Source organism: Halomonas sp. R57-5, assembly GCF_900070345.1.
Lineage (GTDB): Bacteria > Pseudomonadota > Gammaproteobacteria > Pseudomonadales > Halomonadaceae > Vreelandella > Vreelandella ventosae_B.
In genome coordinates this window covers 995,421-1,021,044 of the sequence record NZ_LN813019.1, presented here as the reverse complement: position 1 = coordinate 1,021,044, position 25,624 = coordinate 995,421, and the positions used below count along the sequence as shown (strand labels likewise).

General features: G+C 55.2%; 19 protein-coding genes. All 19 read right to left on the bottom strand.

Going from position 1 to position 25,624, the window contains the following annotated elements; translation table 11 throughout:
* Window positions 1-12: 12 nt before the first annotated feature.
* The gene (locus HALO_RS04595) at window positions 13-636 is read right to left on the bottom strand and encodes a hypothetical protein (protein WP_035580416.1); all 624 of its coding nucleotides are present in this window, start codon (window positions 634-636) and stop codon (window positions 13-15) included.
* A gap of 60 nt (window positions 637-696) precedes the next feature.
* On the bottom strand, window positions 697-1,146 hold the full coding sequence (locus tag HALO_RS04590) for a hypothetical protein (protein ID WP_035580422.1): 450 nt from the start codon (window positions 1,144-1,146) through the stop codon (window positions 697-699).
* A gap of 202 nt (window positions 1,147-1,348) precedes the next feature.
* The gene (locus tag HALO_RS23040; RefSeq protein ID WP_152561134.1) at window positions 1,349-1,768 is read right to left on the bottom strand and encodes a hypothetical protein; all 420 of its coding nucleotides are present in this window, start codon (window positions 1,766-1,768) and stop codon (window positions 1,349-1,351) included.
* Between the two features lie 322 nt (window positions 1,769-2,090).
* A complete protein-coding gene (locus HALO_RS04580) occupies window positions 2,091-2,504 on the bottom strand; it encodes a hypothetical protein (protein WP_035580426.1) in 414 nt (137 codons plus the stop codon).
* Between the two features lie 322 nt (window positions 2,505-2,826).
* Window positions 2,827-4,020 (bottom strand): hypothetical protein, encoded by a 1,194-nt coding sequence (locus HALO_RS04575; protein WP_050713119.1) that lies wholly within the window; start codon window positions 4,018-4,020, stop codon window positions 2,827-2,829.
* The gene (locus HALO_RS04570) at window positions 4,017-7,589 is read right to left on the bottom strand and encodes a hypothetical protein (RefSeq protein WP_050713118.1); all 3,573 of its coding nucleotides are present in this window, start codon (window positions 7,587-7,589) and stop codon (window positions 4,017-4,019) included. Before HALO_RS04570 ends, HALO_RS04575 begins: the two co-directional genes overlap by 4 nt.
* A gap of 14 nt (window positions 7,590-7,603) precedes the next feature.
* The gene (locus tag HALO_RS04565; protein ID WP_035580432.1) at window positions 7,604-8,428 is read right to left on the bottom strand and encodes a DUF4123 domain-containing protein; all 825 of its coding nucleotides are present in this window, start codon (window positions 8,426-8,428) and stop codon (window positions 7,604-7,606) included.
* A gap of 2 nt (window positions 8,429-8,430) precedes the next feature.
* On the bottom strand, window positions 8,431-10,506 hold the full coding sequence (locus HALO_RS04560; protein WP_035580435.1) for a type VI secretion system Vgr family protein: 2,076 nt from the start codon (window positions 10,504-10,506) through the stop codon (window positions 8,431-8,433).
* A gap of 1 nt (window position 10,507) precedes the next feature.
* Window positions 10,508-10,795: a type VI secretion system PAAR protein gene (locus tag HALO_RS04555; RefSeq protein WP_035580438.1), complete on the bottom strand. Its 288-nt coding sequence runs from the start codon at window positions 10,793-10,795 to the stop codon at window positions 10,508-10,510.
* 41 nt (window positions 10,796-10,836) lie between these two features.
* Entirely contained in the window at window positions 10,837-11,424 is a 588-nt protein-coding gene (locus tag HALO_RS04550) for a hypothetical protein (RefSeq protein ID WP_035580441.1), read from the bottom strand.
* On the bottom strand, window positions 11,408-15,013 hold the full coding sequence (gene tssM / locus HALO_RS04545) for a type VI secretion system membrane subunit TssM (protein ID WP_231896809.1): 3,606 nt from the start codon (window positions 15,011-15,013) through the stop codon (window positions 11,408-11,410). Before tssM ends, HALO_RS04550 begins: the two co-directional genes overlap by 17 nt.
* Window positions 15,014-15,092: 79 nt before the next feature.
* A complete protein-coding gene (gene tssA / locus HALO_RS04540) occupies window positions 15,093-16,574 on the bottom strand; it encodes a type VI secretion system protein TssA (RefSeq protein WP_050713117.1) in 1,482 nt (493 codons plus the stop codon).
* A gap of 11 nt (window positions 16,575-16,585) precedes the next feature.
* On the bottom strand, window positions 16,586-17,140 hold the full coding sequence (gene vasI, locus HALO_RS04535; protein ID WP_231896808.1) for a type VI secretion system-associated protein VasI: 555 nt from the start codon (window positions 17,138-17,140) through the stop codon (window positions 16,586-16,588).
* Between the two features lie 95 nt (window positions 17,141-17,235).
* A complete protein-coding gene (locus tag HALO_RS04530) occupies window positions 17,236-18,834 on the bottom strand; it encodes a sigma-54 interaction domain-containing protein (RefSeq protein WP_081899088.1) in 1,599 nt (532 codons plus the stop codon).
* A gap of 4 nt (window positions 18,835-18,838) precedes the next feature.
* The gene (gene tssH / locus HALO_RS04525; protein WP_050713115.1) at window positions 18,839-21,460 is read right to left on the bottom strand and encodes a type VI secretion system ATPase TssH; all 2,622 of its coding nucleotides are present in this window, start codon (window positions 21,458-21,460) and stop codon (window positions 18,839-18,841) included.
* An 8-nt stretch (window positions 21,461-21,468) separates the two neighbouring features.
* On the bottom strand, window positions 21,469-22,311 hold the full coding sequence (gene icmH, locus HALO_RS04520; protein ID WP_092490811.1) for a type IVB secretion system protein IcmH/DotU: 843 nt from the start codon (window positions 22,309-22,311) through the stop codon (window positions 21,469-21,471).
* A 3-nt stretch (window positions 22,312-22,314) separates the two neighbouring features.
* On the bottom strand, window positions 22,315-23,649 hold the full coding sequence (tssK, locus tag HALO_RS04515) for a type VI secretion system baseplate subunit TssK (RefSeq protein ID WP_050713114.1): 1,335 nt from the start codon (window positions 23,647-23,649) through the stop codon (window positions 22,315-22,317).
* On the bottom strand, window positions 23,649-24,188 hold the full coding sequence (tssJ, locus tag HALO_RS04510) for a type VI secretion system lipoprotein TssJ (protein ID WP_035580458.1): 540 nt from the start codon (window positions 24,186-24,188) through the stop codon (window positions 23,649-23,651). Before tssJ ends, tssK begins: the two co-directional genes overlap by 1 nt.
* Window positions 24,185-25,621 carry a type VI secretion system-associated FHA domain protein TagH gene (gene tagH, locus HALO_RS04505; RefSeq protein WP_035580460.1) on the bottom strand — a complete coding sequence of 479 codons (1,437 nt, stop codon included), beginning with the start codon at window positions 25,619-25,621 and terminating at the stop codon, window positions 24,185-24,187. The genes tssJ and tagH overlap by 4 nt, the downstream gene beginning before the upstream one ends.
* Window positions 25,622-25,624 lie beyond the last annotated feature (3 nt).

Here is a 25,624-nt window from a genome sequence, read left to right as displayed (position 1 = left end):
GCATGCATGAGACTAAGTATTGATTGTCTTTGTGTCTGTCTCACCCTGGTTAAGTATCTTATGTAGTTTGGCCCGCCCCAGGTAATTGATCATCGGTAATGCCAGCAGGCTCGAAGGGGCGGTGGGTAAGGCACCGATAGCGAGGAGTACCATAGCGGGGATGGACCACTTCTTTTGGCCAGGCTTGTAAGCATAAGATATCAATGCGAGTCCTGAGAGGACGGAGGCCACACAGCCCAGCAGATAGGGGTAGAGAAACTCGGCATTATTGTGAGTGGTATATAGCAACCCACCGCCGGCAACCAAAACAACATAAAGAAGAACACAAGCGACGCCGATATCCGGACTGACCTCCTGTTGGTGGATGCCACGCTCACTCAGAAAGTCAAACAAAGGGGCTTGGAGCACCCCCGCTTGCTTCGTGTGGACTATGCCTTCCTTCGCACTCATCCCAAACAGCTGCTTGTTGCTGGCATTGCGAATTTCGCCAATGCCGGCCTTGCTGGGATCATCGGTCTTTCGCCCACTCTTTGTTCTGAGTATTAGCTTTAGAGAGTCATCATGGCTTACTAGCCGGTCATACAGCGATTGGATAAACTCAATGTCAAAAGACTTCTTAAAACTTAATGGAAACACGCAAACGCCCCTTAAAATGGTGCCGAGCACCTAACTTTCGATTGAATAGATAGCTTTCAGTTATGTGGCTGATTTCAGACTTATCGTTAGATCCGGCTGATTATCAAATAGCATTTTCAGTAAAGAAAAAGCCAAAAGTCCGACGGGCATATAAAGCATAAAGCCGAGTCCGCCGAATGAGAGGGAGACGATAAATCCTACGATGATGTAGGGCACCATAAAGACAAACATTGCCTTTCCGAATCGCTCTTTTTTCTTCATAGTGCTCGTTAGACGATCCTTGTCTTCGGTTCCGATTAATAGATCGCTTTCACAATGCGGGCAAGTGGCCATATCGGCTTTCAAAAGTTCGGTAATCCACTGTGACTCCTCGCAAAAACAACAGCCACATGCGGGGCACTCAAAATCAATGCTTTCAATTAAGGCTTTATCTTGCTTTTCAATAGATTCTTTTTCATTCACTGCTTTAATTCTCCTCTGCTGGGTTATTGATTCAATACCGTCGAGCATACTCTCGGCCTGACACGCCTATTACCTCAAGCTGAAGGTGACGTTTCTTCGAGATAGACCTTGGCGAAGCTGTAGTGGGTGCGTTCGCCTAGGCTGGTGAGTATTTAATTGGGCTGCAGCGCCTAGCAAGGCAACCGCCGCCTACCGGCGGATAACCAATGAATTTTTGCCTTATTAGCGCTTAGCGCGGGTGTTCGTCGCTCTACTGCTGATCCTGTGAATCCTCAGAGGGGGTCGTTTCTGGCCGGTCAACGAACTTGCCCGCCTTCCAGGGAAAGCGGGCAAAGTCGTTGACGTCTTCCGGCTCGCCCTTGCGGGTTTCGCGGTAGTTGGGTACGGAGAGTTCCATTAGGTCTGGGCGACCGCCCCAGTGGGTAGCATCCACCTCGGCGCGGTGCGCCTCGCGCAATGCCTTGAGCTCCTCCTCGCTGCTATGGGTATATAAATCACGCCAGTAGGTAGCGGGACGACCACGCTTACCCGCTTCGTCGTAGGCCTTGGTAGTGAGGTCGAGGTGACGGAAGGGCTCTACCTGGGGGATATCCGGTAGCGGCTGACTAACGTCCATATAGCGCTGCAGCATATCCCAAGCAGCGTATAGCTGGGCAATACTGCCATCCACAGCAAAGCTAAACTCAAGTGGATCTTTGGTATGAGGAAGACGGCTTCGGTGAGGGTAACGATGAATTAATTTAAAGGAATGAAACTGCGACCCCTGGGCGCCCCCAGTCATTTCAATATAAGCATCAAATTCGTAAAATGAAAAGTTACCAATTTCTGTATTGATCAAACCTGTACGACGACAGAAAGCATAATTATCCGACCAGTTGCGGTTGCCTTTGTAAAATCTTATCTCATGCTTCTCCCAAAGCTGACGGAGGAGAGTTGCCGTACCACAAACCGCAGTTACGATAGCTAAGGGAGTAAATGCTTGGAGTAATGTATCAGCTGCAAATATGAACAGCAGTGTACAAACAGCCGTCACACCAAAAATAAACCAGCCTCCCCCCCCCCTTAAAACTAAAGCCATGGGAAAAAATGACAAAAAAGAATCTAGCGATTCGGTATAGATCGTTGACATCTTCATCGACTCGTTTAGACCAACGTGACTCATTGATCATGGTGTAGTCATGATAATCATCGCCGATATATTGATACTCCCTAAACCAAAGATCCGAGTATTGATAAGTAGTAGGGTTTATATCTAGATAACTGCCCCAAGGCAGACGAGTTTCCAAAATACGCCCACGCAGCCTCTCGTTTTTGGGCGCATAACTCTGCTCGGGGATAGCATCGGCGCGGTAGGCGGTTTCGGCGTAGCCATCTGCTGGCGTTAGCGGTTCCTTGTGTGAACTCACCGGCGGCCTCCTTGCTGATTCCATACCCAGGTTAAAGACGAGGGGTGCGTGGTAAAGGTCATTTCGTCCTCGATAGCTTGATATTGTCTATTTGCCTGGTCCCAGTACTGTATGGAACCCTGGCCTGTTAGGTCATCAAGATACAACCTCACCAGATTGGCTTTCTGGTGATACTCCTGCCTGTAATCAGGCTCATGCTGGAAACGCTCACGGCTATGGCGCAACCAGCGTGGGTCTACCTGGGAATACCCACGCTACAGCCTGGGAAGGCAATTGCTGCCTTCCCAGGCGGATAACCAATGCATGTGTGCTGGTTTAGCTCTCAGCGCGGAGGGGCGTCGTTCTGCTGCTGATCCTGTGAATCCTCAGACGGGGTCGTTTCTGGCCGGTCAACGAACTTGCCCGCCTTCCAGGGAAAGCGCCCAAAGTCGTTGACGTCTTCCGGCTCGCCCTTGCGGGTTTCGCGGTAGTTGGGTACGGAGAGTTCCATTAGGTCTGGGCGACCGCCCCAGTGGGTAGCATCCACCTCGGCGCGGTGCGCCTCGCGCAATGCCTTGAGCTCCTCCTCGCTGCTATGGGTATATAAATCACGCCAGTAGGTAGCGGGACGACCACGCTTACCCGCTTCGTCGTAGGCCTTGGTGGTCGGGTCTAGATGACGGAAGGGTTCAACTTGAGGAATATCTGGCAATGGCTGAGAGACATCCATATAGCGCTGAAGCATATCCCAAGTGGCGTATAACTGGGCAATGCTGCCACCAACAGTAAAATCAAATTCAAGGGAACTTTCACTATGCGGAAGACGACTACGATGGGGGTAGCGATGGATCAGTTTCAAGGAATGGAACTGGGAGCCCTGAGTACCTACCCGCATTTCGATATAGGCATCAAATTCATAAAAAGGAAAGTTTCCTATATCCGTCTTAACCATGCCTGTATGCCGGCACAAGGCATAGTCATTCGACCAATTGCGGTTTCTCTTATAAAACTTAATGGAATGTTTTTCCCAAAAATAGCGCAATAAAGTTGCAATGCCACAGATAGTAGCCACCCAAAATATCAGCTTTATAAAACCCCAAGGAAACTCGCTGTTTCCATATACAAGAGAGGCTAAACTTCCAAGAACTGCTGTAATTATAGCCACACCGGTTAGTATCCCCCCCCCTCCTCCTACAAAACTAAAAAGGTGAGAAAAAATAACAAAAAAGAATCTAGCAATGCGATAAAGATCGTTAACATCTTCATCAACACGCTGTGACCAGCGCGACTCATTGATCATGGTGTAGTCATGATAATCATCACCAATGTATTGATACTCTTTAAACCAGATTTCCGAATACTGATTATTAGTGGGGTTTACCCCCAGATAATTGCCCCAAGGCAGGCGGGTTTCAAGGATGCGCCCACGCAACATCTCATTTTGAGGAGCGTAGCTCTGCTCGGGAAGCGCATCGGCGCGGTAGGCGGTTTCGGCGTAGCCATCTGCTGGCGTTAGCGGTTCCTTGTGTGAACTCACCGGCGGCCTCCTTGCTGATTCCATACCCAGGTTAACGACGAGGGGTGCGTGGTAAAGGTCATTTCGTCCTCGATAGTTTGATATTGTCTCTTAGCTCTATCCCAGAACTGAATGGAGCCCTGCCCCGTTAGGTCATCAAGGTTCAGACGCACCAAGTTGGCTTTCTGGTGATACTCCTGCCTGTAATCAGGCTCATGCTGAAAACGGCCACGGCTATTGCGCAACCAGCGGGGGTCCACACCTAAATGTGAGCTGGGAATCCCCATGCGCCGCCATTCGCGGGGCAAGCTAATACCCAGATAACGGATAGCTTTATCTTCAGGGTCTTCTGCCTCCGCAGAGGCTATTAAACGCTGACCCTTTACGACAGGGTAATACTGATAGGTGAAGCCCATATCAGGCACCGGCGCCAGGTAGTCGGCGCTGACGCCTAGAGGGGGGAGCTGGAACTCGCCATAGCGTAACCCGGCGCAGCTGAATTTGACCGCGATATCACAGTCCGCAAAGCGTCGTGATCGCTCCGTTAACGTTCGAGGAGAGACCAGTTCAGCATAGGTGTCATGCAGCCCCTGTAGCAGGTACAAATAAGCTTGATGGGGGCTGGCTCCTTTTAGCTGTACCAAGTAATCATGAATGGCGGCTGAATCCTGGTCCTCCTCTTGGGCGGCGAGCTGGGCCAAGCGCGATTCCAGTTCATCACGGCGACTGCCGAAGGGTCCGTACTGCACCCAAAGAGAGAAGCCATCATCACGGCTGTTGGTTGCCAGGAACTGAAAGAAAACAGAGGCCGCAAGGCTAATCACGGTGATGGGCACGGGCCTTGATGTACCCMCCCAGCCAAGCACACGGTTAAGCAATTGATAACGCGCTAGCTGAGCTTTAGAGACACGCTCGGCGGCTTCACCAAAGCCGGAGCCGTAAACTGTAGCTACACCCATCGCACCAGCTTGAGCTGCTGTCAAACGTGCAGTTCGGTGTTCGCCACGTTGAGCAAGCTCATGGGCATCATGAGCAACCAGCATAGTGGTCAACAGACCTGCAATCAGCGTCAGGCCTCCCCTAACTTGTCCTGCATCCCCCATGGCCTTTTGCCAGCTTTCATCTTTCAAGTAGGGGTTATCGAGTACGTTATTAATTCGAACTGACCAACCCCACTGACTATTTGCCAACTTTAACCCTTGGGCACTTAACAACAAACCATCTAAAACTGCACTTCCTAATTTTGCTGCATTTACAGCTCCCCCCTCGCGGCCTACTTTCTCAAGCCCTCCCAAGAGGTTACCTGCTTCTAGTACTACCAAAACAGCCCAAAAAGCCGTATAACCTGTACGCGCGCCATAAAAACGCCATTCGCCCGTTTCACGCCCCGTTACTCGAACAGTCTGGTTTCCGGGGGATGAGACAGCATTGCCGCCTAGCGCATTGGTGGTCGCCGAGGCCTGCAGGGCTGCACTGGCCTGGGCCATCTCGGCGGTAGCCACTTGGAATTCGCGCGGAGCAAACCAGACAATCCTGCCGTTCTCTAGTTCGGCCTTGATCGAGAGCCCCCCTCCTAAGGCGCCTTTTAGATCAGCATAGTCCGAAGCGATATCCACAGACATGGTCTGGCCAAGCTTGAGCCAGGGAATCGCGGCAACCAGCGGAGGTAATGTGCTGATGACAATAGCATCGGCACCGTTCAGAATACGGCGCATAGCATCCGCCGTGGGGTTTGTCTCTTCGACAAGCTGGTTCTGGAGGGCCAGCAGGCCATCTGCCGTCATCGTGGCCGCGCTGGCTTCCTGAGAAAGTATTTGCTGCGAAGCCTGAGTGATTCGAGCCAGGTCTCGTTCATAGGCTTCACCCCAGCTGTCATCTACATCGCACAGCGCCGCCTTGAAGAAGAACGTTGAGGCGGGATGTTTACCTTCATAGAGGATATCAAGGGTAGCTCGACAACGCTCGGGGGAGCGGTAGTCGGCGAGCTCTTCGGTGGTGCCTTTGGGGTCAAAGGGGCGCAACCCATTTAGCAGTATATCGATACTTCGCGCCAAAATAACGTAGGGTTCGAGCAGATTGAGGTCATCGAATAGCATGGCATCATGCAACGCATGAGTAAGTGCCCCTGGCGAGACATCATCCAGCAATTCGGCAAGGGCTGCGAGGGCCTCATCGCGCCTTAACCGAGCAAGGCGGCGCTCTTCCATTTTGACTAGCCGACAAAACAGGCTATCCCGGCCGCGGTCAAGCTTAAGGTCAAACCACTCATCAAGGTAGCGCGGGTTGCTTTCACCATCCGGCCCTTCAGCCATAAAACAATTGGCGTGTACTAGCTCCGCCGAGGCGCCATGAGGGTGGTACTTCATGCTCTCCGCCAGCACCATCAGCAATTCGGTCGTGGCTTGGATGTCGGCAATCAGATGTTCGGCTGCCTGCTTAGGGTCACGTAGGAAGACACAGCAGAGCTGCTGATCGCGTAACGGTGCTAAACAATCGTTTGTCGCTGTGGGCGCTTTTATAAGCGCTAACTGTGCTTCTTCGGCCTGTTCATTATCAGGCCTTAGGGGGTTGCACCACTGTTGCAACAGCGTCCCACGCAGCCCTGGCGAGAAATTACGCTGCCTTTTCGCCATATCGATATCCGGGAGCGTTGCGTTTTCCTCATCGGAATCGAAAAAGGCACGTTCTGACTCAAGCTGGTCGATTAGTGTCCTCCAGCCTTCTGCCGTCGGGTCTTCAATATAGCCTCTTGGGCTACCCCATGCTTGCTCATATACCGCATCGCGTGGGCGCATGGGCGGCAACCAGTCCAATAAGGCTTTACCGCTACATTCGTCACGATTGACCTCGAGGCCATGTGCGTAGAAGTTACGCATCCGCCCCTGGAGCATATTGGTCAACGCAGACTCGTTCATTGCCCATGGCTGGCAGCGTTTCTCAATGAGGTGCGGGTTGGCTTCTAACTGCTCGATATGCGCCCAGGGCCAAGGGTGATCAGAGAAGGCTAGCCGCACATTGGCCGTCTCACCATTGAGCTTAAGAGGCAAGTGTAGATGCGCCAAGGCAGGCCCAGAAAACTCACGTACTGTAGGTACCTCGCCCTGCTTACGGTAGGTCGCAATATCGCTATCGAGAAATTGTAATACCCCATTCACGAGGCTGGTGACTACCAGTTCACGAATTAGTCGGCCTTTCAGAAATACGTAAATGAAACCACCACGGCACGGCCCTCCCGCTATTTCCTGGTGGTCGAGATACAGCATGGGTACGGTCGACACCATGAGGTTATGCTGGAACGCCCGCTGCTTGGGAATCAGACCACATTGTGAGACCTCTTCCACCTCCAGTAGCGGKACTTCAATATCGCCTATCTTTTGTACCAGTCGATAGTCTGCCAGCTCTTCTTCAAAAAACTCTTTCTGCGACTCGACGATGGGCCCGAAACGCCCCTCTGACGCATCTCCTTCTGCCAGGAGTTCAACTGCATTGTCCCCCTGATAAAGCCAGTATTCATTCTGGTGGTTATCGTCATGTTGGCCGGTCATTTCTAGATAGATGGCCTTTGGGCTGCACGCATGATTCTGTGACATTTCTGTATCCTTTGTCATCTCATCGCATCGAGAGAGGAGCTCTGCACATACGCGCCCAACTCATCAATGAATTGTTCGAGTGCGTTACTGCTTACCAGCATATCCCGCGCGTTTTCAACGGCTTGCTTGCGTGGCAAATGGGTTTGCCAAGTGGCACCCCAATACTGCTCAAGCGCCCGCCAGAGGGATGTGATCTCGTCCTCACTTTGCAACAGAACGAAACGATCAATAGCATCACCCATTAACGGCATCAATCGGGAAAACTGCCTCAAGCTGGTCAGTCGCTGTTGGGTAACGTCGTCTAACCTTAATGCCTGGTTGGGCGTAATGTCCTCGCTGTTAACTGAGGAACAATGCTCATGAATGATCGTTCCCTGGCTTAGACAAAGCGCCCAATACCATGTCGTGTCTTTGCCCATCAGCGTCAGTCGACCGGCCGGAGAAAGTTGCTCTTCGCCTAGCAAGAGATGTAAGACCGCTGGCTCGTGAAACCGCAGCAATCCCTTTCCATTCCCTGAGGTGTGTATGGTTAGATGCGTTGCTAAACGCTGTTGCAGCTCATCTAGGGTCTCGTTTGTGTCAATCACTACCGACGCGGCTATTCCCACCCAATCGGTGCAGCATTGTTGCCAAAAGTCGCTATTTTGAGTGATATCAAGTAACACCGGGCCGCTATTTCTGACCCCTTGATAAGCCGTATCGTCGTAAAGCCAGCGAAACGTGGGTTGAGTCGCCTCTGCATAGTAACGACGTAACACCTCCCCCTCGGGAAGGCTTCCGGTATCGACCAACCAATAACGCTGCTTCCTTTGCTCCGGCAATTTTACTGCGTAGCGCATTATCAGCTAACCCTAGCCAGGCAAGGACAGTCAGCCAGCGGGCAACTGCCATCGGTTTGCTTTTGGCATAACTGGATGATGCTGGCCTCTACTGCCGAGGCTTCCAGCAATGCTTCATGCGTCACGTGTGGAATAGCTTCATGTGTTTCTGCAGTTGCTTGACTTGGCAGCTGCGGCCCCTGCGCAGCCTGCCCACTTCCCGATCCAGGACTCCCCCCAGAGTTAATCTTGACCTGCGGGCCGACGATGGTGACGCCGCTGGGGTCGATTTTCAGAAAGCTGCCGCCGGCTTTGAGGGTGATTTCCGCGCCTGCCTCGATCACCACCTTCATGCCCGCTTTGTGATGAATCTCTTGTCCTGCTTCCAGTAACTGCGCCTGGCCGACTTTCTCATGGCGGGTGCCGTCGATCATCAGGTGGTCGTCGCCGTCTACCTGGGTGTGGCGATTATTATGTACTGTGTGGTGATCGTCGTTGTCGATCTCGCTGATGCGGTCGTTGTGCACCTTGAGGTGGCTGTCGTGCTGGATCTCTTCGGTGCGGTCGTTAAGCGTTAACAGCTCCAGATCTTTCTGGGCATGGAGCCAGATTTGCTCTTCGCCTGCTTCGTCTTCAAAGCGAAGTTCGTTGAAGCCTTCGGCCTTGTGGCTTTGGGTGCGGATGACGGTGCGGGTTTTGTGTTCCGGCAGCGGATAAGGTGCGGTATTCACCGCGTGGTAGGTACGCCCGGTGATCAGTGGCTGATCCGGATCGCCTTCTAAAAACGAGATAATGACTTCATGGCCAATACGGGGGATGGCGATACTGCCGTAGCCGCCGCCTGCCCAGCCTTGGGCGACCCGCACCCAGCAACTGGCGGTATCATTTGGCTCTGCGTAGCGGTCCCAGGGGAACTGGACTTTGACCCGGCCGTGTTCGTCGCAGTGAATTTCTTCGCCTTCGGGGCCGACCACGAAGGCGACCTGGGGGCCATCCACACGCGGTTTGGGATTCGGGGTTGCTCGCCAGGGTGCATCGCCGGGGATGAGGGTGACCTGGTTGTAATAACGGGTCATACCGTTTGCATCACCCTGAGTCATGCCATCTTCTTCCAACGCCTGGGGTTGTTCACCAAAGTGGCTTACTTCAATGGCTTGCCAGTCGCGGTTGAGGCTGTCGGTGTCGTGGTCGGACAGGGTAAAGCGCAGGCCAGGGGCGAGTTCGGGTAGGTCACTTTCGGCGTTGGCGGTGAGCGCTTCACGGCGTAGCTGTTCCAGGCGGATACGGGTAAAGGGCTTGCCGGAGGCGTCCTGCTTATAGCGGCCGGGGTAGTCGTAGTGCTCGTAGTCAGCGTTTTGGCCGTGCTGCTCAACATCGCGGCCTAGGTGTTCATGCAACTGCGCATAGGCCGGGTTTTTAAAGCTGTAGTCTTTCAGGGTGGCGGTGGCCGCCGCTACACGGGCGGTATGACTAAGCTTGCGTACATGGCGTGTGGGGGCGGTGCCACCGGCGCGGCTGTGGTAAGTGCGTTCGCCGAGGTTCGTAAGTATCTGCGGGTCATCGGCGAAGATCAGCCGATGGCTACCCTTTGCAAATTCATGGAAGTAGAACAGCCCCTCTTCAGCGGCTAGGCGCTCAATAAAGGTGAGGTCGGTTTCACGGTACTGGACGCAATACTCACGCTCGGCTAGGTCGCGGTTTACCGCAAATCCAACATCGGTAATACCCCGCTCATCGCACAGGGTATTAATGATGGTGAGCGGGTCGACCTTTTGGAAAATACGCGAGTTCTGACGCAGCGAAAGCCGCCAGAGCGCTGGGCGCAGCACCAGCGAGTAGAAGGTACGGCGATGGCCGCGGTCGCCCTGGCCAAATTCACTAACGATACCGTGCACTCGGCGCAGCGGTTCGCCATCCTGCCAGATAGTCAGTTCCGCCTCACGATCCAGCAGCTCCGCGGCGTCCAGGCTGCCATCACGGCTGGCCAGATTGAGCACCAGCTCAAAGGGTTGGGAAAGCGCCTCGCGATGAGTGAAGTCGATCACCGCGATATCCTCAACACCGGGGAGTGTTAACGTGAATTGTAGCCCCGTGGTCATATCAACTTCCCTCCCCTGAACCAGAGCCAATCACCACACCGCCGCAATCCACCGAGTGGCCCGTCAGTGCTGCCGGTTTGCCGTCGATTAAAATAGTGCTTGAACCCTGCGCGATGGCACGCGGGTGCGGCGAATGGTTGGGTTTATCATGCGGCGCCAGGGGATCTCCCACGCGGGCGACCGGCTTGCCGTCCATCATCACCGTGCCGCTGCCTGCAGTGACCGGTGTCGGTGGAAAGCCATCGTGGTCGGTGCCCATATCACCCACTAATACAAACTTCTGACCCATTGTGCATACTCCTTTATTGCGGTTCCGCTTACTCATCCCACCTATTCATCCCACTTGGCGGGCGCTTCATAGCTGGCAACATCAAAAGCGTCTACGAATTGACGGCTAAAACCTGCCGCTTCAAGACTATCAATTGCCGAGTGGCAAGCGAGTGGCAGGCGTGTTTGCAGCGGTACGCCATTAAGGCTACGGCGCACCGCCATCAGCAGCCGTGTGCCGTGACCACTGCCTTTCCACTCCTGACCGATGTAGAAAAAGCGCAGTTGCCAAGCCGCTTCATCATCTGGCCGACAGGCGAGCACCATGCCAAGCGGCGGCCCTTCCCCATGGCGTAGGGCCAACAAACGTCCCTGCCAGTGGGCTACCTGCCCCTCTTCCCGCTGCAACCACAGGCCGCGATGAACGGTGAATTCCAGCGCCCGGCGCAAGGTTTCCAGCACACTGCTGTCACGGAGTACCCAAGGAGAGTGCCCCTTAGCGTCGGCCCGGTAGACGGCCTCGATAAAACTATCGATATCCTCTTCGCGTGCGTCTTCTAATGGACGAGAACGTTTTGCTCCGTGTCGCCTCTGGCGAGCAGAGGGCTGGGGCGAGCCCGGACTAAACAGGCGCTTAAGTTTGGTCAGCATTGCCACCTCGTTCCGCGTAGAGTGCTGACGGTAGTTGGAAACCCTCAACCAATGGCCGCGTAAAGGGATTCGGCGCCCCATCGGCAAACAAACGATAGCGCATCGTGCCGCCATCTACGTTGAAGCGCAGCTCCAGCTCTCGTTCACTAATACTGGTGATATCGGCCTGTTCCAATAACCGGAACCACGCCCAGGGGCCATCTTGGCTCACGCTGCGTGGAGAGCGATTAATCTCACTGGGTACCATGGTGACGCGGCTTTCCGTTCCGCCGCGCAGCGTATTCGGCCAAATCATCGAAACACGCTGACTAGCACTGTGAGCATATTCGATCAGTTGGCCATCCACGCTGACCACACTGCGCCGCTTATCGGGGCTTAGGCTGATGGGCTCCAGGGCGAACTCTACGTCCAGCGCGCCATCGCGGCTAAAGTAGGCGCGACGGATCTGCTCAGCCTGCTGTATGGCCGTGTGCAGGCTATCGCGCAGCAGTGAATTACCCTCGGCATCCACTAAGTACTCCGGGGCACCTTCAATAAAGGGCTTTAAGCTCTCTTCATAAAAGGCATCTAACGTACCTTCTGGGGCAAAAAAGTCTTCAAAGTCGCTCAGCGCCACTTCACGGCTGGCATTGGGGGCGAGCGGATAACGTCCTGCCAAGCGCTCTTGGTAAGGCGCTACGACATCGTCTAGCCAGCGGTGCTCCAAGTGGCGCGTTGCACTCGCCATCATCAGTTGCCAGCTCTGATCGGCCAAGTCGTGCAACATACTGCCTACCGGCTCGGGGGTGTTGTCAGCAATGCGCTGTAGGTTATAGATCGGGTCATCACCGCGTAGCGAGAGCCGGTCTCGCACATTGATGAAAGCAGCACGGCCGGCATCGCTCGACTCTTCAATCTCAAGCAAGTAGTCACGCAACGCCGTTACCGCGGTCTTGATCTCCTCCAGTGATGAGGGATTGTCGTTACGCTCCTGGCTGAGCTGATTAATCGGCGTGAAGGGCTGCTCAATGGCTAGCGCAAGCTGGTAACGCTGTGACTGTTGCAGCGCTTTCCGGGCCTGCTCATCATCAACGGGTAGTTCAGGATAAAGGCTGGTATTGCGCTCAACGGCTGCCAATAGCCGATCAAGCGGGCGCTGTGCCCCCACCAGGGCGTCGGCCACCACGATGGCTTGATGGATATCCGGCAGGGGGACTAGTTGGGTATCGCGCAAGGCATCACGCCAGCTGACATGGTAGTCACTGACATAATGTTCGCGCAGCGCCGTTTGCAACTGCTGCTTATCGGCCTCACTAAAGTTGATATTATCGCGCTGCCCCAGTACCCACACATCAATCAATGCCAGCTCTGTGGCCCGCTCCAGCTCTTGTAAAAAGTAGTTTTCAAAGCCATCTCGGGTAACCAGGTGGGGCAGACGAACATGCTCAGGGTCATCATTTCGCGCCATAAATACGGTATCAAACAAGGTGCCCACACTACGGCGTAAATCCAACGGTTCACCCTGGCGGTCACCGGCGGCTTTTAAGGCAGCGTATACACGCTCATCAATGGGTTGGCGTGAAAGCTCTTCTTGCGCAGCGTTCAAGCTGCCGCGAAGGGGAGCCATCGCCTGGGCGGGGCGCTGCTGCCCTTCAGCAATATGCCCCTCTAAATCGCTATGCGCCAAGGCATAGTCCAGATGGGTTAAGAGGCGCTCTTGAACCTCGCCCTGCTGGGGGAAGTAGCCTTGCCAGCGCTGGGCCATAAAGCGCTCTACCCGCTCTGGCTGACGACCGCTGGCGTCCGACATCATGCGCAGCACACGCAGCAGCGCCAGTTTCTCGTTGCTACCCTCTTCGGTGCGATTCATATCGTCCATGATGCCGATCATCAAGGCGGGCAGGAATTGATGCTCAAGCATGGCGAGGTAAGCGCGCTCAATCTGAGCACCAATGATATGGCCCTGATACAACCCCATATCCGCAAGGTAAGGCGTGTGCGTACGGTATTCAGAGAACGTTTCCAGCGCATAACGCAGCCTATCTAACGGCTCTAAAAACTCATAGCCACTGGGGTCATCACTTTGAAACGCCTCAGGCTGGGTGGTTAAAAACGTTTCTGCACGCTCTTCGACGGCGGCCAGGGACACGCTGTTCTTTTGATAGAAGTGTGCCCAGCCCCCCACCAAGCCTATACCCATCATCAAGCACGCGGCTAAGCTTATATTGCGGGCACGGCGACGACGCTGGGTAACTCTGGCGTTATCACCTGCCAGCCCTGCTTCGGGGTAAATGACTTTTTCAAATAATTCTTCGGTGAAGTAGAGCGCGCTGCGGGTAGCGCGATGAGCAGGCTGAACGCTGTCATCCATGCCATAACGTCGGGCAGCGGCATCGACAAAGGGATCTTCGGGAACGCCTTGCTGATACACAGACGTAAAGTAAGCACCGCGAACCATCGCGGCGGTCGAGAAGCGGTCACTCGATAATGCCTCGGTCAAGAAGCCGAACAGCACATCGCGTAGCCCCGCCAACTGACGCACAAAGCGGAACACAGATTCACGCTCTTCGCGGTCACGGCATTCCGACAACATAGTCGGCAATAGCTGATTCAAACGCGCCAGCATGGCGTCGTAGTCAGCTTCAAACTCCGACTCCCACTTACCTGGGGTCTCCATCGAGGCCGGGGTAAAAGTAAACCCCAGCGGCGCACGGCGGGCCTCGCGGGAGTAGTGACGAAAGAAGTCATCAAAGCCGTGCAACAAATCCATTTTGCTAAACGTCACGTAAACCGGCAGCCGGGTACCGTGGCGCTCCATCAACTCTCGCAAGCGGCTGCGTAGCAGCGCCGCATATCCCTTACGTACCGCCACCTGAGCATGGCTCAAACGGGCGAGATCAAGCACCAGCACCACGCCATCCAGCGGGCGCTGGGCGCGATTGCGCTCTAACCAATCAACAAAGTGATCCCACAGTCGGCTCTGCAACGCTTGGGGCTCGCCCCCCTCCATAGCGCCTTGTGTCAGCAGCTCTCCATCAGGGTCGATCAACACCGCTTTATCGCCAATCCACCAGTCAAAGCCGAGCTGTCCTTGCTTGCTGCTTTGACCAGACGCCTTCATGACGTGGGTAAGCGCGAAATTTTGGCCCGAGCGATTAATCAAGCTGGTTTTGCCCGCGTTTTCTACCCCCATGACCAAGTACCAGGGCAAGCGGTAGCGGCTACTATTACCGCCGCCCAAGCTCTCGGTAATTTCACTCAATACACTGTTAAGCGAGGCTTCCTGACGCTCGACTTGCGACATAATAGGATCTTGCTGGCGTGCGTCCTCTTGCTGCCGCTCTTCATCCAGCGCCCGAAGGCGCCGTGCTAAGCGTACCCCCCATACCACGGCGATCACGGTGACCACCACCAGCGTGGCTAACAGGCGATTGGTTAACGGCGCGAGCGGCATGACACCACGCACTTCCCAGCCAGGCCCCAGCCACCAAATCGCGATCAGTAGCGCAATGAGCAGTACTGCCCATAGCAGCGTTGAAAGCCGTAATAGCCCTTTGGCCTTATTGCCATGCGCCTGGGCACGATTTTGAGCTGATTGTGCCCGCGACATGCCTGGTACCCAGCGGCTTAGCTTTGATTTTAATGTTGACCACATTAGCCTTTGTCCCTCGTCCCTTTAATGATGAACATTATGAGTGCGTCTCTTTAACCGCTGCTTTAAGGCGTGATACCAGCGCAGGCTCCCAGTGCTCTAATGCCAGCTCGGTCACGCTCTGATGCAGGGTGTGGTAGTGCTGCTGCGCGAGGCTTTCTAGCCCGGTCTCGTGCAATAGGTCGGCACTGGCTAAACGCCAATAAGTGCTTTCACGCGGTGAGCGAGCAGAACTCAAACCTTGATCGAGCACTTTTAGCGCGGCACCAATGTCGCCACTCTCCGCCGCGYCGCGAGCCTCCTCGAGACCCACCTGCCACGCATCGCTGCCATTACCAGCGGCTCCACTGCCCCCTGATGCGCTGTTATATAGCCAACGTTGGGTTTCATCGTCGACAAACTTGGTTCCGTTGTTGAATGCCAGGGCGTCGATACCAGGAAGCCGTTCGACAAAACGTTGCGCTTCATCACGAATCGCCTCCGCACAGCGTGGATGGCCAAGCTGTTTGGCAAGTCCAGCACTTAGTCGGTGCCCTTCCAGCCAGTAAGGGCTTACCGCTAAGCTGTTTTCGATCCGTTGCCAGAGTTCGCTGTCACCGCCGCGCGCAAGTGCTTCACGGTAGTCGGCAATACGGTCTGCCGACACCGGGGCTAACTCTGTTTTACCCTCCCCTTTAGCCGCTGGTAGTGCCTGTATTGCCCCCCAGACTGCGTAGCGACGAAGCCGATAGGTAAGCGGTTCCCCCGGTGACTGTTCGCTCAAAAAATCGGCCATTTTGAGCAGTGCCTGGCGATTAGAGCGTTCGTTTCCCGCCTCTAAACGCAGCTCTGGCGCTTTTGCGGGCGCTTGGTCTGAAGCGAATGCAGAGGCCGCTTGAGGAGTATCATGGCTAACGGAGGTTTGGGGTCGCTCTTGCTGCTGAGCAGCGTTACTACCGCTCACTGAAGAGGACAGCTGGGTCGGCCGCTTAGCCTCTAGTTGACGGTTTAGCTCACTCAATGCTTCTGCGGGTAATGAGTCCTGCTCTACTCGCGCCTGTAGCTCAGTCAGTGCGGTTTGGCAGGCCTCGTACTCATCTTCAGCGTTATGAAAATCAAGTCCGGCGGCGAGCTTCACACTACGCTGGGTAAATTGCTGAAATAGCCGCGGGCGCAGCTTGGCACCTCGTGGGCCATTAAATGGATAGGCATGTTCCCACCAGGGCTGCTCCAACGCGCGCCTTAGTAAGCGCAGTGAGAGCGCAAAGCGCACTCCGTTACCATCGTGCTGCAAGCAGTGCAGTAAATGGCCTAGCACTTTCAAGTCTTTGCCACGCTGACTAAACATTTGAATAGCCAGTGTTTCAGCGGTTTCCCAGGCGACGCTAGCGTGCTGCAACGAACCGACTTTCATCATTTCAGCATCGAGTGCCAGGTAGTCGTTCGACTCTTCGAGCGGTTCACCCACCGGCTGGTCATGTTGGTTACCGGCCAGCGGTGCCAATAATGGGTCAAGATGAGCTTCAGCTGTAATACGCATAGTGTTCTCCCTTACCAACGACACGCTTCGCGTAGCGGCTGAATGAGTTGGCGGAGATCGGTAATATCAAAACGCAGCCCATCTAGACTCGGCACATCGCTATTCACAGTGACGTCATTGGCCCCCAGCAGCTGGCGCAGCGTTTCGATGGCGGGCAACCCTCGACCACCATTGATGACATGACCACCATCACGGACTCGCCACTGCTGATTTACGTTGCCGCTATGGGTGCGTAGCTGTAAATCAACACGTGCATTGTCGATGGGCTCTGACAAATGCAGTTGAAAACGAGTGATCTGCTTTTCACACGCCATCACCATAATGGGTCGTGGCGGTGTGGKTCCCAACGCAGGAACGCTCATCAACACATCATCACCGGCGTGCTGAACGATGACGCCCAAATCATCGTCATCGCGCCCACTCTCCTGGCGTTCAATGGCGTACCATAAATCGGGCAGCTCTCGCTCATCAGCCGATGAGGTCGCTGTTTTAAATACGTCGTCATAACAGCTCAAACGCTCTAATCGAGAGGGCTCATCAGCACATGCCAAAGCGTTTTCAAGCATTGCTTGGTGCTCGTCTGCTAAAGCATCCGAACTCCCCAAAACAGCGATGATAAGCAGTCCCCAGCATGACCACTGGCGAATTAGTAACGTCACTCTCATTTGGTATCCAGTTCTAGCAGCTGACATTTATGGGCCAGTGTTCGCTTAGGTAAGCCAAGGCTTGCGGCGGCTTGGGCGCGATTGCCGCCAAAATGCATTAACCGTTGGCGGATGATGGCGGTTTCAACATCGCGAAGCGCCTGGCGCAAGTCATCGATATCATTCGGCAAAGGGAACGGCGTGCTACTTACCTGCGCATTTGGTGCCGTTTGAGCGTCGCTCTCTTGCTCCCCGGGTATGACATAGGCATCAATATCCGCGCCCTGAGGCGTCATGGCGCAGGCGTAGTCGATTAGGTTTTTTAACTCACGAACATTACCGGGGTAGTCACGCTGCTTGAGTAAGCGCAGTGCTGCCGGGGTAATGCCCATGTCGTCACGCTCTTCACGTGCGCAAAAATCGGCAATGAACGATTGCGCCAACTGGGCAATGTCATCGCGCCGCTCTGCAAGCGGTGGCAGGGTGAGCGGAAATTGGCCCAGTCGGTAGTAGAGGTCAGCACGAAAGTGCTGCGCACGAATATGCTCGCGAAGCGGCTGATGGGTAGCGGCCACTAAACGTAAATCCGCGCAGCGCTCTTCGCTGGCGCCTAGCGGACGGTAACGGCCACTCTCCAACACTCTGAGCAGCTTGGCTTGTAGCGCTAGCGGCATATCACCAATTTCATCCAGAAACAGCGTACCGCCGTCAGCTTGACTGATAAGCCCTTCCTGGGCTTGGTCTGCGCCCGAGAACGCCCCTTTGGCATGGCCAAACAGCTCGGATTCAAGCAACGCTTCGGGAATAGCGGCGCAGTTAATGGCCATAAAAGGGCCTTTTGCACGCCCTGAGAGCTGATGGAGCGCACGCGCCACCCGATCCTTCCCGGTGCCCGTCTCCCCTTGCAATAACACCGCCAAGTTGGTTTCCGCCGCCCGCACCACTTGGCGCCGCAGTTCTTGCATGGCCTTCGAGTTTCCCAGTAGCTCCTGCGCTAATTGATCGGCCAACGCCTGCCGACGGGCTCCATCGTTAAGCTTGACTAACGAATCTCGCAGTGCCCGCGAACGATGCCGTTCGCCCTGCTCCCGCGACAAACGCGCCCATAGCCGGCATAGCAACGCCTCAAACGCCGCCATACCGGGATCATTGTCCAGGGTGCTCATGAAGCTTCCTTCGCCCACCATCAACAGCACACCCAGCCACTCTTTCTCACCATCCTGGGCACGCAGCGGTCTTACTTGCAGGCGCTTCTTTGCCGCCAAATGCACAACCTGGTCTTGAAACCCAGCATGATCCAAGCGCGTACGGGCATCACCCACGCTTAATGTGAGCGCTTTACCACTGCGGATGACATGGGCATAAGGATGACTGAAATCGCTGCAATCAAACTGCGCCGCATTATCATCGCGACCCAACCAACGACCACTCCCCTCAACATACAGACACTCAGAGCAATCAAGTCCTAATCCATCGCATAGCACCTGAGCTGCCCGCTTGCGCAGTGCTTCAGTGCTTTCGCTCTCCACCAGGGTTAACGCAATGGGCATCGCGGCGAGCGGAGAGGGTGAACACGCGGTGTTTGCGGCGAAGGTGTCTAGGGCTTGAAGTGTCATGTCGTCACGCAACCYCCGCGGTGAATGAGCCCTGTTCAGCATCCACMCCTAACACTACTCGACTCACCTGCTCACGCCGTGCCATACGTTCGAGCAGTGCACGGGAAAGCGGCGGCAGCAGTTCACCGTCAATGACCGACTCGAGCATACGGGCGCCGTTTTCACTCCGCGTGGCACGCTTACAAATTGCCTCGGCCAGGCTGTCATCCAGCACCACTTCGGCCTGGCGATGGCGCCCGCGGATGCGTGTTGCCAAGGTCTCCAACTTGGCCTTCACGATGTCGCGCAGGGTATCGCCGTCCAGCGGCAAGTAAGGCACCACTTCCATACGCGCCAATAGCGCTGGCTTGAAGAACTCAGCCAGCACCGGATAGAGCGCGGCGTCCAACGCCGCTGGGTCATTGCCGTAGCTGACAATCGCTTCGTAGCCAAGGTTGGAGGTCAGGAAGAACAGCACGTTTTTGCAATCAATCACGCGCCCTTCGCCATCCGCCAATTCGCCTTTATCAAACGCTTGATAGAAGAGGTTGAGCACATCGGGATGGGCTTTTTCGACTTCATCCAGCAGCACCACCGAATAAGGGCGCTGACGGATCGCTTCGGTCAGTAGCCCGCCTTCACCAAACCCGACATACCCCGGCGGTGAGCCGATCAGGCGTGAAACCGTATGCTTTTCTTGGTATTCCGACATATTGATCGTGGTGAGAAACTGACGGCCGCCATACAACTGGTCGGCAATTTGCACCACGGTTTCGGTTTTACCAACGCCGCTGGGGCCCACCAATAGAAACGCGCCCAATGGCCGCCCTGGGCGACGTAGATCAGCACGGGCGGTTAACAGATGGCGGTGGATACGCTCAATCGCACTGCTCTGCCCCTGGATGAGCGCATCCAGATGCGTGGGCAATTCGGTGAGTCGCGTTAGCTCGTCGCTGGTCATGCGCTCAACCGGCACGCCGGTCCAGTCGCCAATCACCTGGGCGATCTGGGCTTCTTCAACGCTAGGATTGACCAGGGCAAATGTCTCTTGCAGTTGGGCCAGCTGCAGCTCACGTTCGGCGAGCGCTTGATGAACCCCCTCGGGAAGTTGATCCACGGTATCGGCATCCGTTGCTTCCAGCAGTTGGCGATGTAGCGTCACAATGGCATCGACACACTCCCGCTGCGCTTGCCAGGCGGCTTCCAGGCTTGCCAGCTCTTCTTCCAGCTTGGCTAAGCGTTCGGTTAAGTCGTGGTGGAGCTCGCTATCGGGTTCGCGCCCCAACAGTCGCTCACGTTCCACCTGATCGCGCTCGCGCAGTGCGGCGATATGTTCACTCTGCAGATGACTGAGCTTGCGGGGCGGAGTATCCAGGGCTTGCGCCAGCCGGGTACAGGCGGTGTCCAGCACATCAATGGCTTTATCGGGCAATTGCCGACCGGCCAAATAACGAGCAGAAAGCGCGGCGGCTGCACGCAGGCCGCTATCGCCAATCAGCACACCGTGGGCGCGTTCATACACATCGCGCAGGCCGCGTAGAATCACCAGCGCCTGCTCAACGCTTGGCTCGGAAAGCGCAATGGGCTGGAAGCGCCGCGACAGCGCCGGGTCTTTTTCGAAGTACTTTTTGTACTCCCGCCAGGTGGTGGCGGCGATAGTGCGTAGTTCTCCCCGCGCCAGGGCAGGTTTGAGCAAGTTGGCTGCATCCCCGCCCCCCTCCTGATTGCCCGCACCGATCAGCGTATGCGCTTCATCGATGAACAGCAGCGTAGGGCGTGGCGCGTTTTTCACTTCATCAATCACGGCTTTCAGGCGTTTTTCAAATTCGCCTTTCACCGCAGCACCGGCTTGGAGTGCGCCTAGATCAAGGGYAAGCAGCTCAACATCTGCCAGCGCCGTGGGTACTTGGCCGGCCACAATACGGGCGGCTAAACCTTCTACTACAGCACTTTTACCCACCCCCGCATCGCCAATCACGATGGGGTTGTTTTTGCGCCGACGCCCCAGGATATCGAGCATTTGGTCGATTTCCGGATCACGCCCGAGTACGGGGTCAAGCTCACCATTGCGGGCTTGCTCAGTCAACGAGGTGGCAAAACGTGCCAGGGCACTGTCATCGCCCGCGGCATGGGGAGCTTGGCGTTGGCTAGTGCCCGCACTGTCCCTGGGTGCTTCCGCTGAATCTGCTGTTAAACGGTCTAAATGACGGCGCAAATTTTCGCGATTGATATCCGCTAACATGCGCACGGAACCAGCCCCCAGGTATCGGTCAGCAGTATGCAGCAAGGCGGTTAACACCGCCCCACTGCGTAGCTCACTTTGCTGGTACTCGGTGGTGGCTAACAGCCACGCATCTTGCAGTAACTCGACTAGCAGCGGCGAAAAGCTGGGTGTCGTTACGTCTAAATCCTGAGGTGGGCGCGTCTCTTCAGCGAGTTGAGCACGTAACTCAGCAACATCAATATCGAATGTTTCACATAAACAGCGAACATCACAGAGCGGTTGGTCAAGCAACGCTTGCAACAGATGAGCGGCGGTAACTTCAGGCGCCTGGTGCTGGGCGCACAGCACGGCGGCCTGTTCAAGTCCTTGGCGAGCAATCGTGTTTAGGCGGCCAATAAGCGCTGGTAGCTCTACCCTGAGCATGGGATCTCCTAACGGTAAATTTGGTTAAGAAGTGAGGTAATCTGTTCGGCTTGCTGATCAAGCGACCAGGAGAGGCCCAAATACACTGCCACCATGGCGATCCCAAATAGGGCAAATATTCCCCATATAGGAAATCCGCTGCGCATGCCTTGGCGGCCTTTTACGACATTGCGCAGCGGTTGGGTAAGCGCTTCCTCAGGTGGCTGATCAAGCGTGGCTAATTGGTCACCTAACGCCCGGACAATTTGCTCGTACTCATCGCGCCCGTGGGACATCACACGGTAACGGCCCTCAAAACCAAGGCACAGGCAGAGATAAATAAAGGCCAACATGTCGCGGTAGCGCTGGGGCTCTTGCTGTAGACGCGAGAGAATGGAGAACACTTTTTCGCCGCCCCAGGTTTCATTATGAAAACGTGTTAGCAGCGAGTGCTCGGCCCACTTACTCTGTCGCCCCCAAGGCATCCCCATGACGGCTTCATCAATAAAGGAGCAAAGGACGTAGCGGTAAGCGAGTAGTGTGGCCCGGTCATAGCCCTGCTCAGTTAGCTCAATTTCGATGGCAGCGATCTCGTCGACTACCTGACGATAGAGACGCTCAACATCGCCTGCGCTATCAAGCTGACGGACACGCACCACCATGCCAAGCAGGCTGCTAGCCGCATCCACCAGTGGGTTAAGATTGTGCCCGCGTAGACGAAACCAGTAGTCTTCATCGGCATCCAACTGCTCGGCATGGCTATGGATGAGATGTTCCAGGCCACGCTCATTAATCAGATCTTCATGACGGACTTTGTCGCTTGCGCCACGTGGTCGTACAGAGCGTTGATCTTCGGTTGCAAGATGTTGCATGGCTTAACTCCTGATGGCCCAGAACTGCATTTCCAGTCCTGGAAATTCACCGGCGACGTGGAAGGCAAAGCCACTGGCCCCGTTGAGCATTCCCCACGCTTCACTCTGGCGGTCCAGTTGGAAGTAGCTATAACCAGCGTGGTAGGGCAACTCGCGAGGCGCCACTGGCAAGGGTTCAAGCGGGACACCGGGCAGCTGCAAACTGATGAGGTCACGAATGCGTTCCACGCTGGCAACTTTGGTTTGCTGCAAGAACAGCTTACGCAGCCGCTCGTTGGGCATATCCGCCCGAACGGCAAGAATGAATTCAGCCGACTCAATGAGGCTAAGGTCTGACAGCGGCGCAACGAGTAGACCAAAACGGCGCGCTTGTAGCTGAATGGCGACAGCACGCGGCTCAAGCACGGTGGAAAGCGCCTGGCGGAGCATCTTCATTAGTGGCCGGAAAGCGCGCTCGGGATGATCGTGATCATAGGCCGGACACTCTGGCGGTAACCGCGATTCATCGGTAAACGTCACTAATTCACAGGCGACTTCGTGCATGGTGTCGTAAAGACGCTCGGGATGAAGCTGGCCAAGCCGGGCAAGATGCTGAAAGCGCGGCTGAGCGCGGTTCAGTAGCTGCAGCAACATAAAATCAGAGACGTCGGCAACACCTGCTTGATGCGGTGTAGAAAGACGTTGAGCAATATTGCGCGCCCGCTCACGCATTAAACCGGCCATTTCTCCGACAAAACGCTGCAAACCAGGAGCCGCTTGCACATTCAGCAGCGTGGGCAAGAATTGCTCATCAAGCACTAAACTGCCATCTGGGCGACGCTCGATAATCCGTGCCACGGAAAGGCAGGCGTAACCGCTGCGGTCATCMCTCTCTAACAGCAAGCGCGGAGACACCCGCGCCACTTCAAGCTCTGCAGTAGCACCATCGCGGGAGTGAAGGTCACGTACGCTACGTGAGGAGAGACGATAGCGTGCAGGCAATTCGTCGCCCGGCCAACGCACTTCGCCCACACCGTCGGTGGCCAACGGCAGTCCCAGGTAGACCACCTGGTTGGTAATACTGGCGTCGCTAATTTCTAGCGGGCTAGGTTCGATATCATCGGCCGGGAGCTGGAACGCAACGCCATCGGGCATGACGCCGCTGGCACGGCTAATAGCAATACGCCCAAAGCTGAGGAACTCGCTATTCAGCTCTAGCGTATGGAAGCCATATAAATAGTGGCTAATCCCTTTGAGTCGTGCATCTATCAACCCTTCTAAACTGCGCTGCTGCTGCTGGAAATGCTGAGGCTTAATAAATAGCCCTTCGCTCCACACCACACGATTTCGGCTGGCCATTATTCCTCCTTCCTTAGTTCTACTTCGCTACCCCGGAGGTGAACCAGTAAGTGGTAATGCTCGCCACGGCTCTTCACCTTGACGACCTTCTTCCACTCGGCCTCGTTGGGAGTTGCATAGAAAGCAATCAGCCCGATGTAACGCGTCTCTTCATCAACGTCGAAAGGTTCATAAAACTTCCACTGCCCAGGCAGCAGCGTAAAGTCATCGTGGGTGAGATAATTAGTACCTAGCGCCTCCTCTAAATCACTATTCAGTTGACCTAGGTCGGCCGCCATCAACATGGAGTCATCTTTTAACTGCAGCACCTGAAAACGCAGCGGCGTCCCTTCACCATCCACATTGGTATTGACGTTTGGCTCAGCAATCATGCTTAAGTCAACTGTGGTGGGCTGATCTTCGGGGTAGCCGACAGGAATAGATGGATCGCGCATTACCTGCCACGCTTTGCCCGTGGCTTCACGGGTCGAGGCACAGCCTGCTAGCAACAGAATGATGCAAAGCAGCCAGGCAAGCCGTGCAATGTTGTGCACGTTCATGCCTCCTCCCGCTGCTGGCGACGCACCGATTGGTCATAGGCTTGTTCAAAGACTTCCCAAAACAGTTTTTGAAAGCCTTGTTGACGACCAGAGTTAAGCTCTCTGTAGTAGTAGTGGTACATCTCCCAAGCCCAGCCACCTTCGTCTTCAATGCGATTACCCGCACCACGGTATGCATGGAAACGCTTGAGCAGCGCGTCAGGGGAGAACGCATCAAGTATGGCGCCCAGTGCGTGACCAATGGCTTCTTCCACGGCGGCTTGATGCTGTCCCTGGTGACGCAAGCACTCTGCTACTGCCTCAGGCGCTGATAAATGTACAGGGCTACGCTGGGCAGAGAATAGGGTCTCAGCGGTCTCGTTATAGGACTGGCCAAGGCGCAGAGGATTATCTTCAATCGGCTGTAAACGGCGGTCTCTAAGTGGGTACTTACTATCGCTCTGCGCCTTATTTAGCAAGCGCAGACCATCTATAGTCGCGCGTAGGGTATGCCCCGCCTCTTCTAGAAATGCTTGCTGCTCCTCGCTATCGCGGAAGGGTAAATCAAGGCCTAACCCTCTCAGCAGAGGGTCTGCACCAACATGTCCAAGCGATTGCGTTGTTGGCTTTTGCCAGCGATCTTCCAATTGCTCCCCAACAGAGCGCTCCAAATCGTTTATCTGCCGCTCATCCATACCACTGCTCCTCTGCGTTGTTGTGCCTTTCGGTGTTCTGATATCGGGGAGGCTTAAGGCTTCCTCATGGCGCTCTTGTTGCTGCCACTGATCCCGATTATTTGCATATGCTGGCTCTTGAAACTCATGTCCTTGAGAAACATACCCTTGATACGCTTGCTGGCGATGTGAGAGCGACATGGCCTCAAGCGGCTCCATGGCGTCCGACGACTTATCTTCATGGTCTAACGCCACCATCGGGTCATGCGCAATCGAGCCTGGCAGAGCTCCCCCTAAGGCTTCCATCGGGTCGCCTTTTTCTGCTGCATGATTGAAGGTATGCCCGCCCCCTGCTGACCAAACAGCGCCTTGGGTCGAGACCTCGTCATGCTCTTCATCAATTAGCGTGGCCAGCGAGTGCACACCTGGCTGCCACGCGTGACGATCACCGAGATGTACCTTCAAGCGATACTCGCCAATCATCAGCTCATCACCATCGCGTAGCGCTACCTTTCGATGCCGCCCAATCGGCAGCGTCGTCCGGTTAATAAAGGTGTGTCCACTCAGATCTACTAGGCAGAACTTGCCATCGATTTTGGTTATTTCGGCATGGCTGGGCCTAATCCGTCCGCTATGATCTTGCAGTAACCAGTTATCTTGCAGGCCACTTCCCAGCGTGCCTCCCTCTTTATGGAAGACAAAGCTGCTGGTAGAGCGCCCTTCGAGCTGCTCACTGTTGGTGACCACCAAGGTGATAGCGTCTAGTTGATTGGAATGCATGGA

Excerpts from the sequence above, each read along its gene's own strand:
- HALO_RS04590 (WP_035580422.1), bottom strand. The coding sequence starts at position 1,146 with ATGCTCGACGGTATTGAATCAATAACCCAGCAGAGGAGAATTAAAGCA.
- HALO_RS04565 (WP_035580432.1), bottom strand. The coding sequence starts at position 8,428 with ATGCGCTACGCAGTAAAATTGCCGGAGCAAAGGAAGCAGCGTTATTGG.
- HALO_RS04560 (WP_035580435.1), bottom strand. The coding sequence starts at position 10,506 with ATGACCACGGGGCTACAATTCACGTTAACACTCCCCGGTGTTGAGGAT.
- HALO_RS04555 (WP_035580438.1), bottom strand. The coding sequence starts at position 10,795 with ATGGGTCAGAAGTTTGTATTAGTGGGTGATATGGGCACCGACCACGAT.
- HALO_RS04550 (WP_035580441.1), bottom strand. The coding sequence starts at position 11,424 with ATGCTGACCAAACTTAAGCGCCTGTTTAGTCCGGGCTCGCCCCAGCCC.
- tssM (WP_231896809.1), bottom strand. The coding sequence starts at position 15,013 with ATGTCGCGGGCACAATCAGCTCAAAATCGTGCCCAGGCGCATGGCAAT.
- HALO_RS04530 (WP_081899088.1), bottom strand. The coding sequence starts at position 18,834 with ATGACACTTCAAGCCCTAGACACCTTCGCCGCAAACACCGCGTGTTCA.
- icmH (WP_092490811.1), bottom strand. The coding sequence starts at position 22,311 with ATGCAACATCTTGCAACCGAAGATCAACGCTCTGTACGACCACGTGGC.
- tssJ (WP_035580458.1), bottom strand. The coding sequence starts at position 24,188 with ATGAACGTGCACAACATTGCACGGCTTGCCTGGCTGCTTTGCATCATT.
- tagH (WP_035580460.1), bottom strand. The coding sequence starts at position 25,621 with ATGCATTCCAATCAACTAGACGCTATCACCTTGGTGGTCACCAACAGT.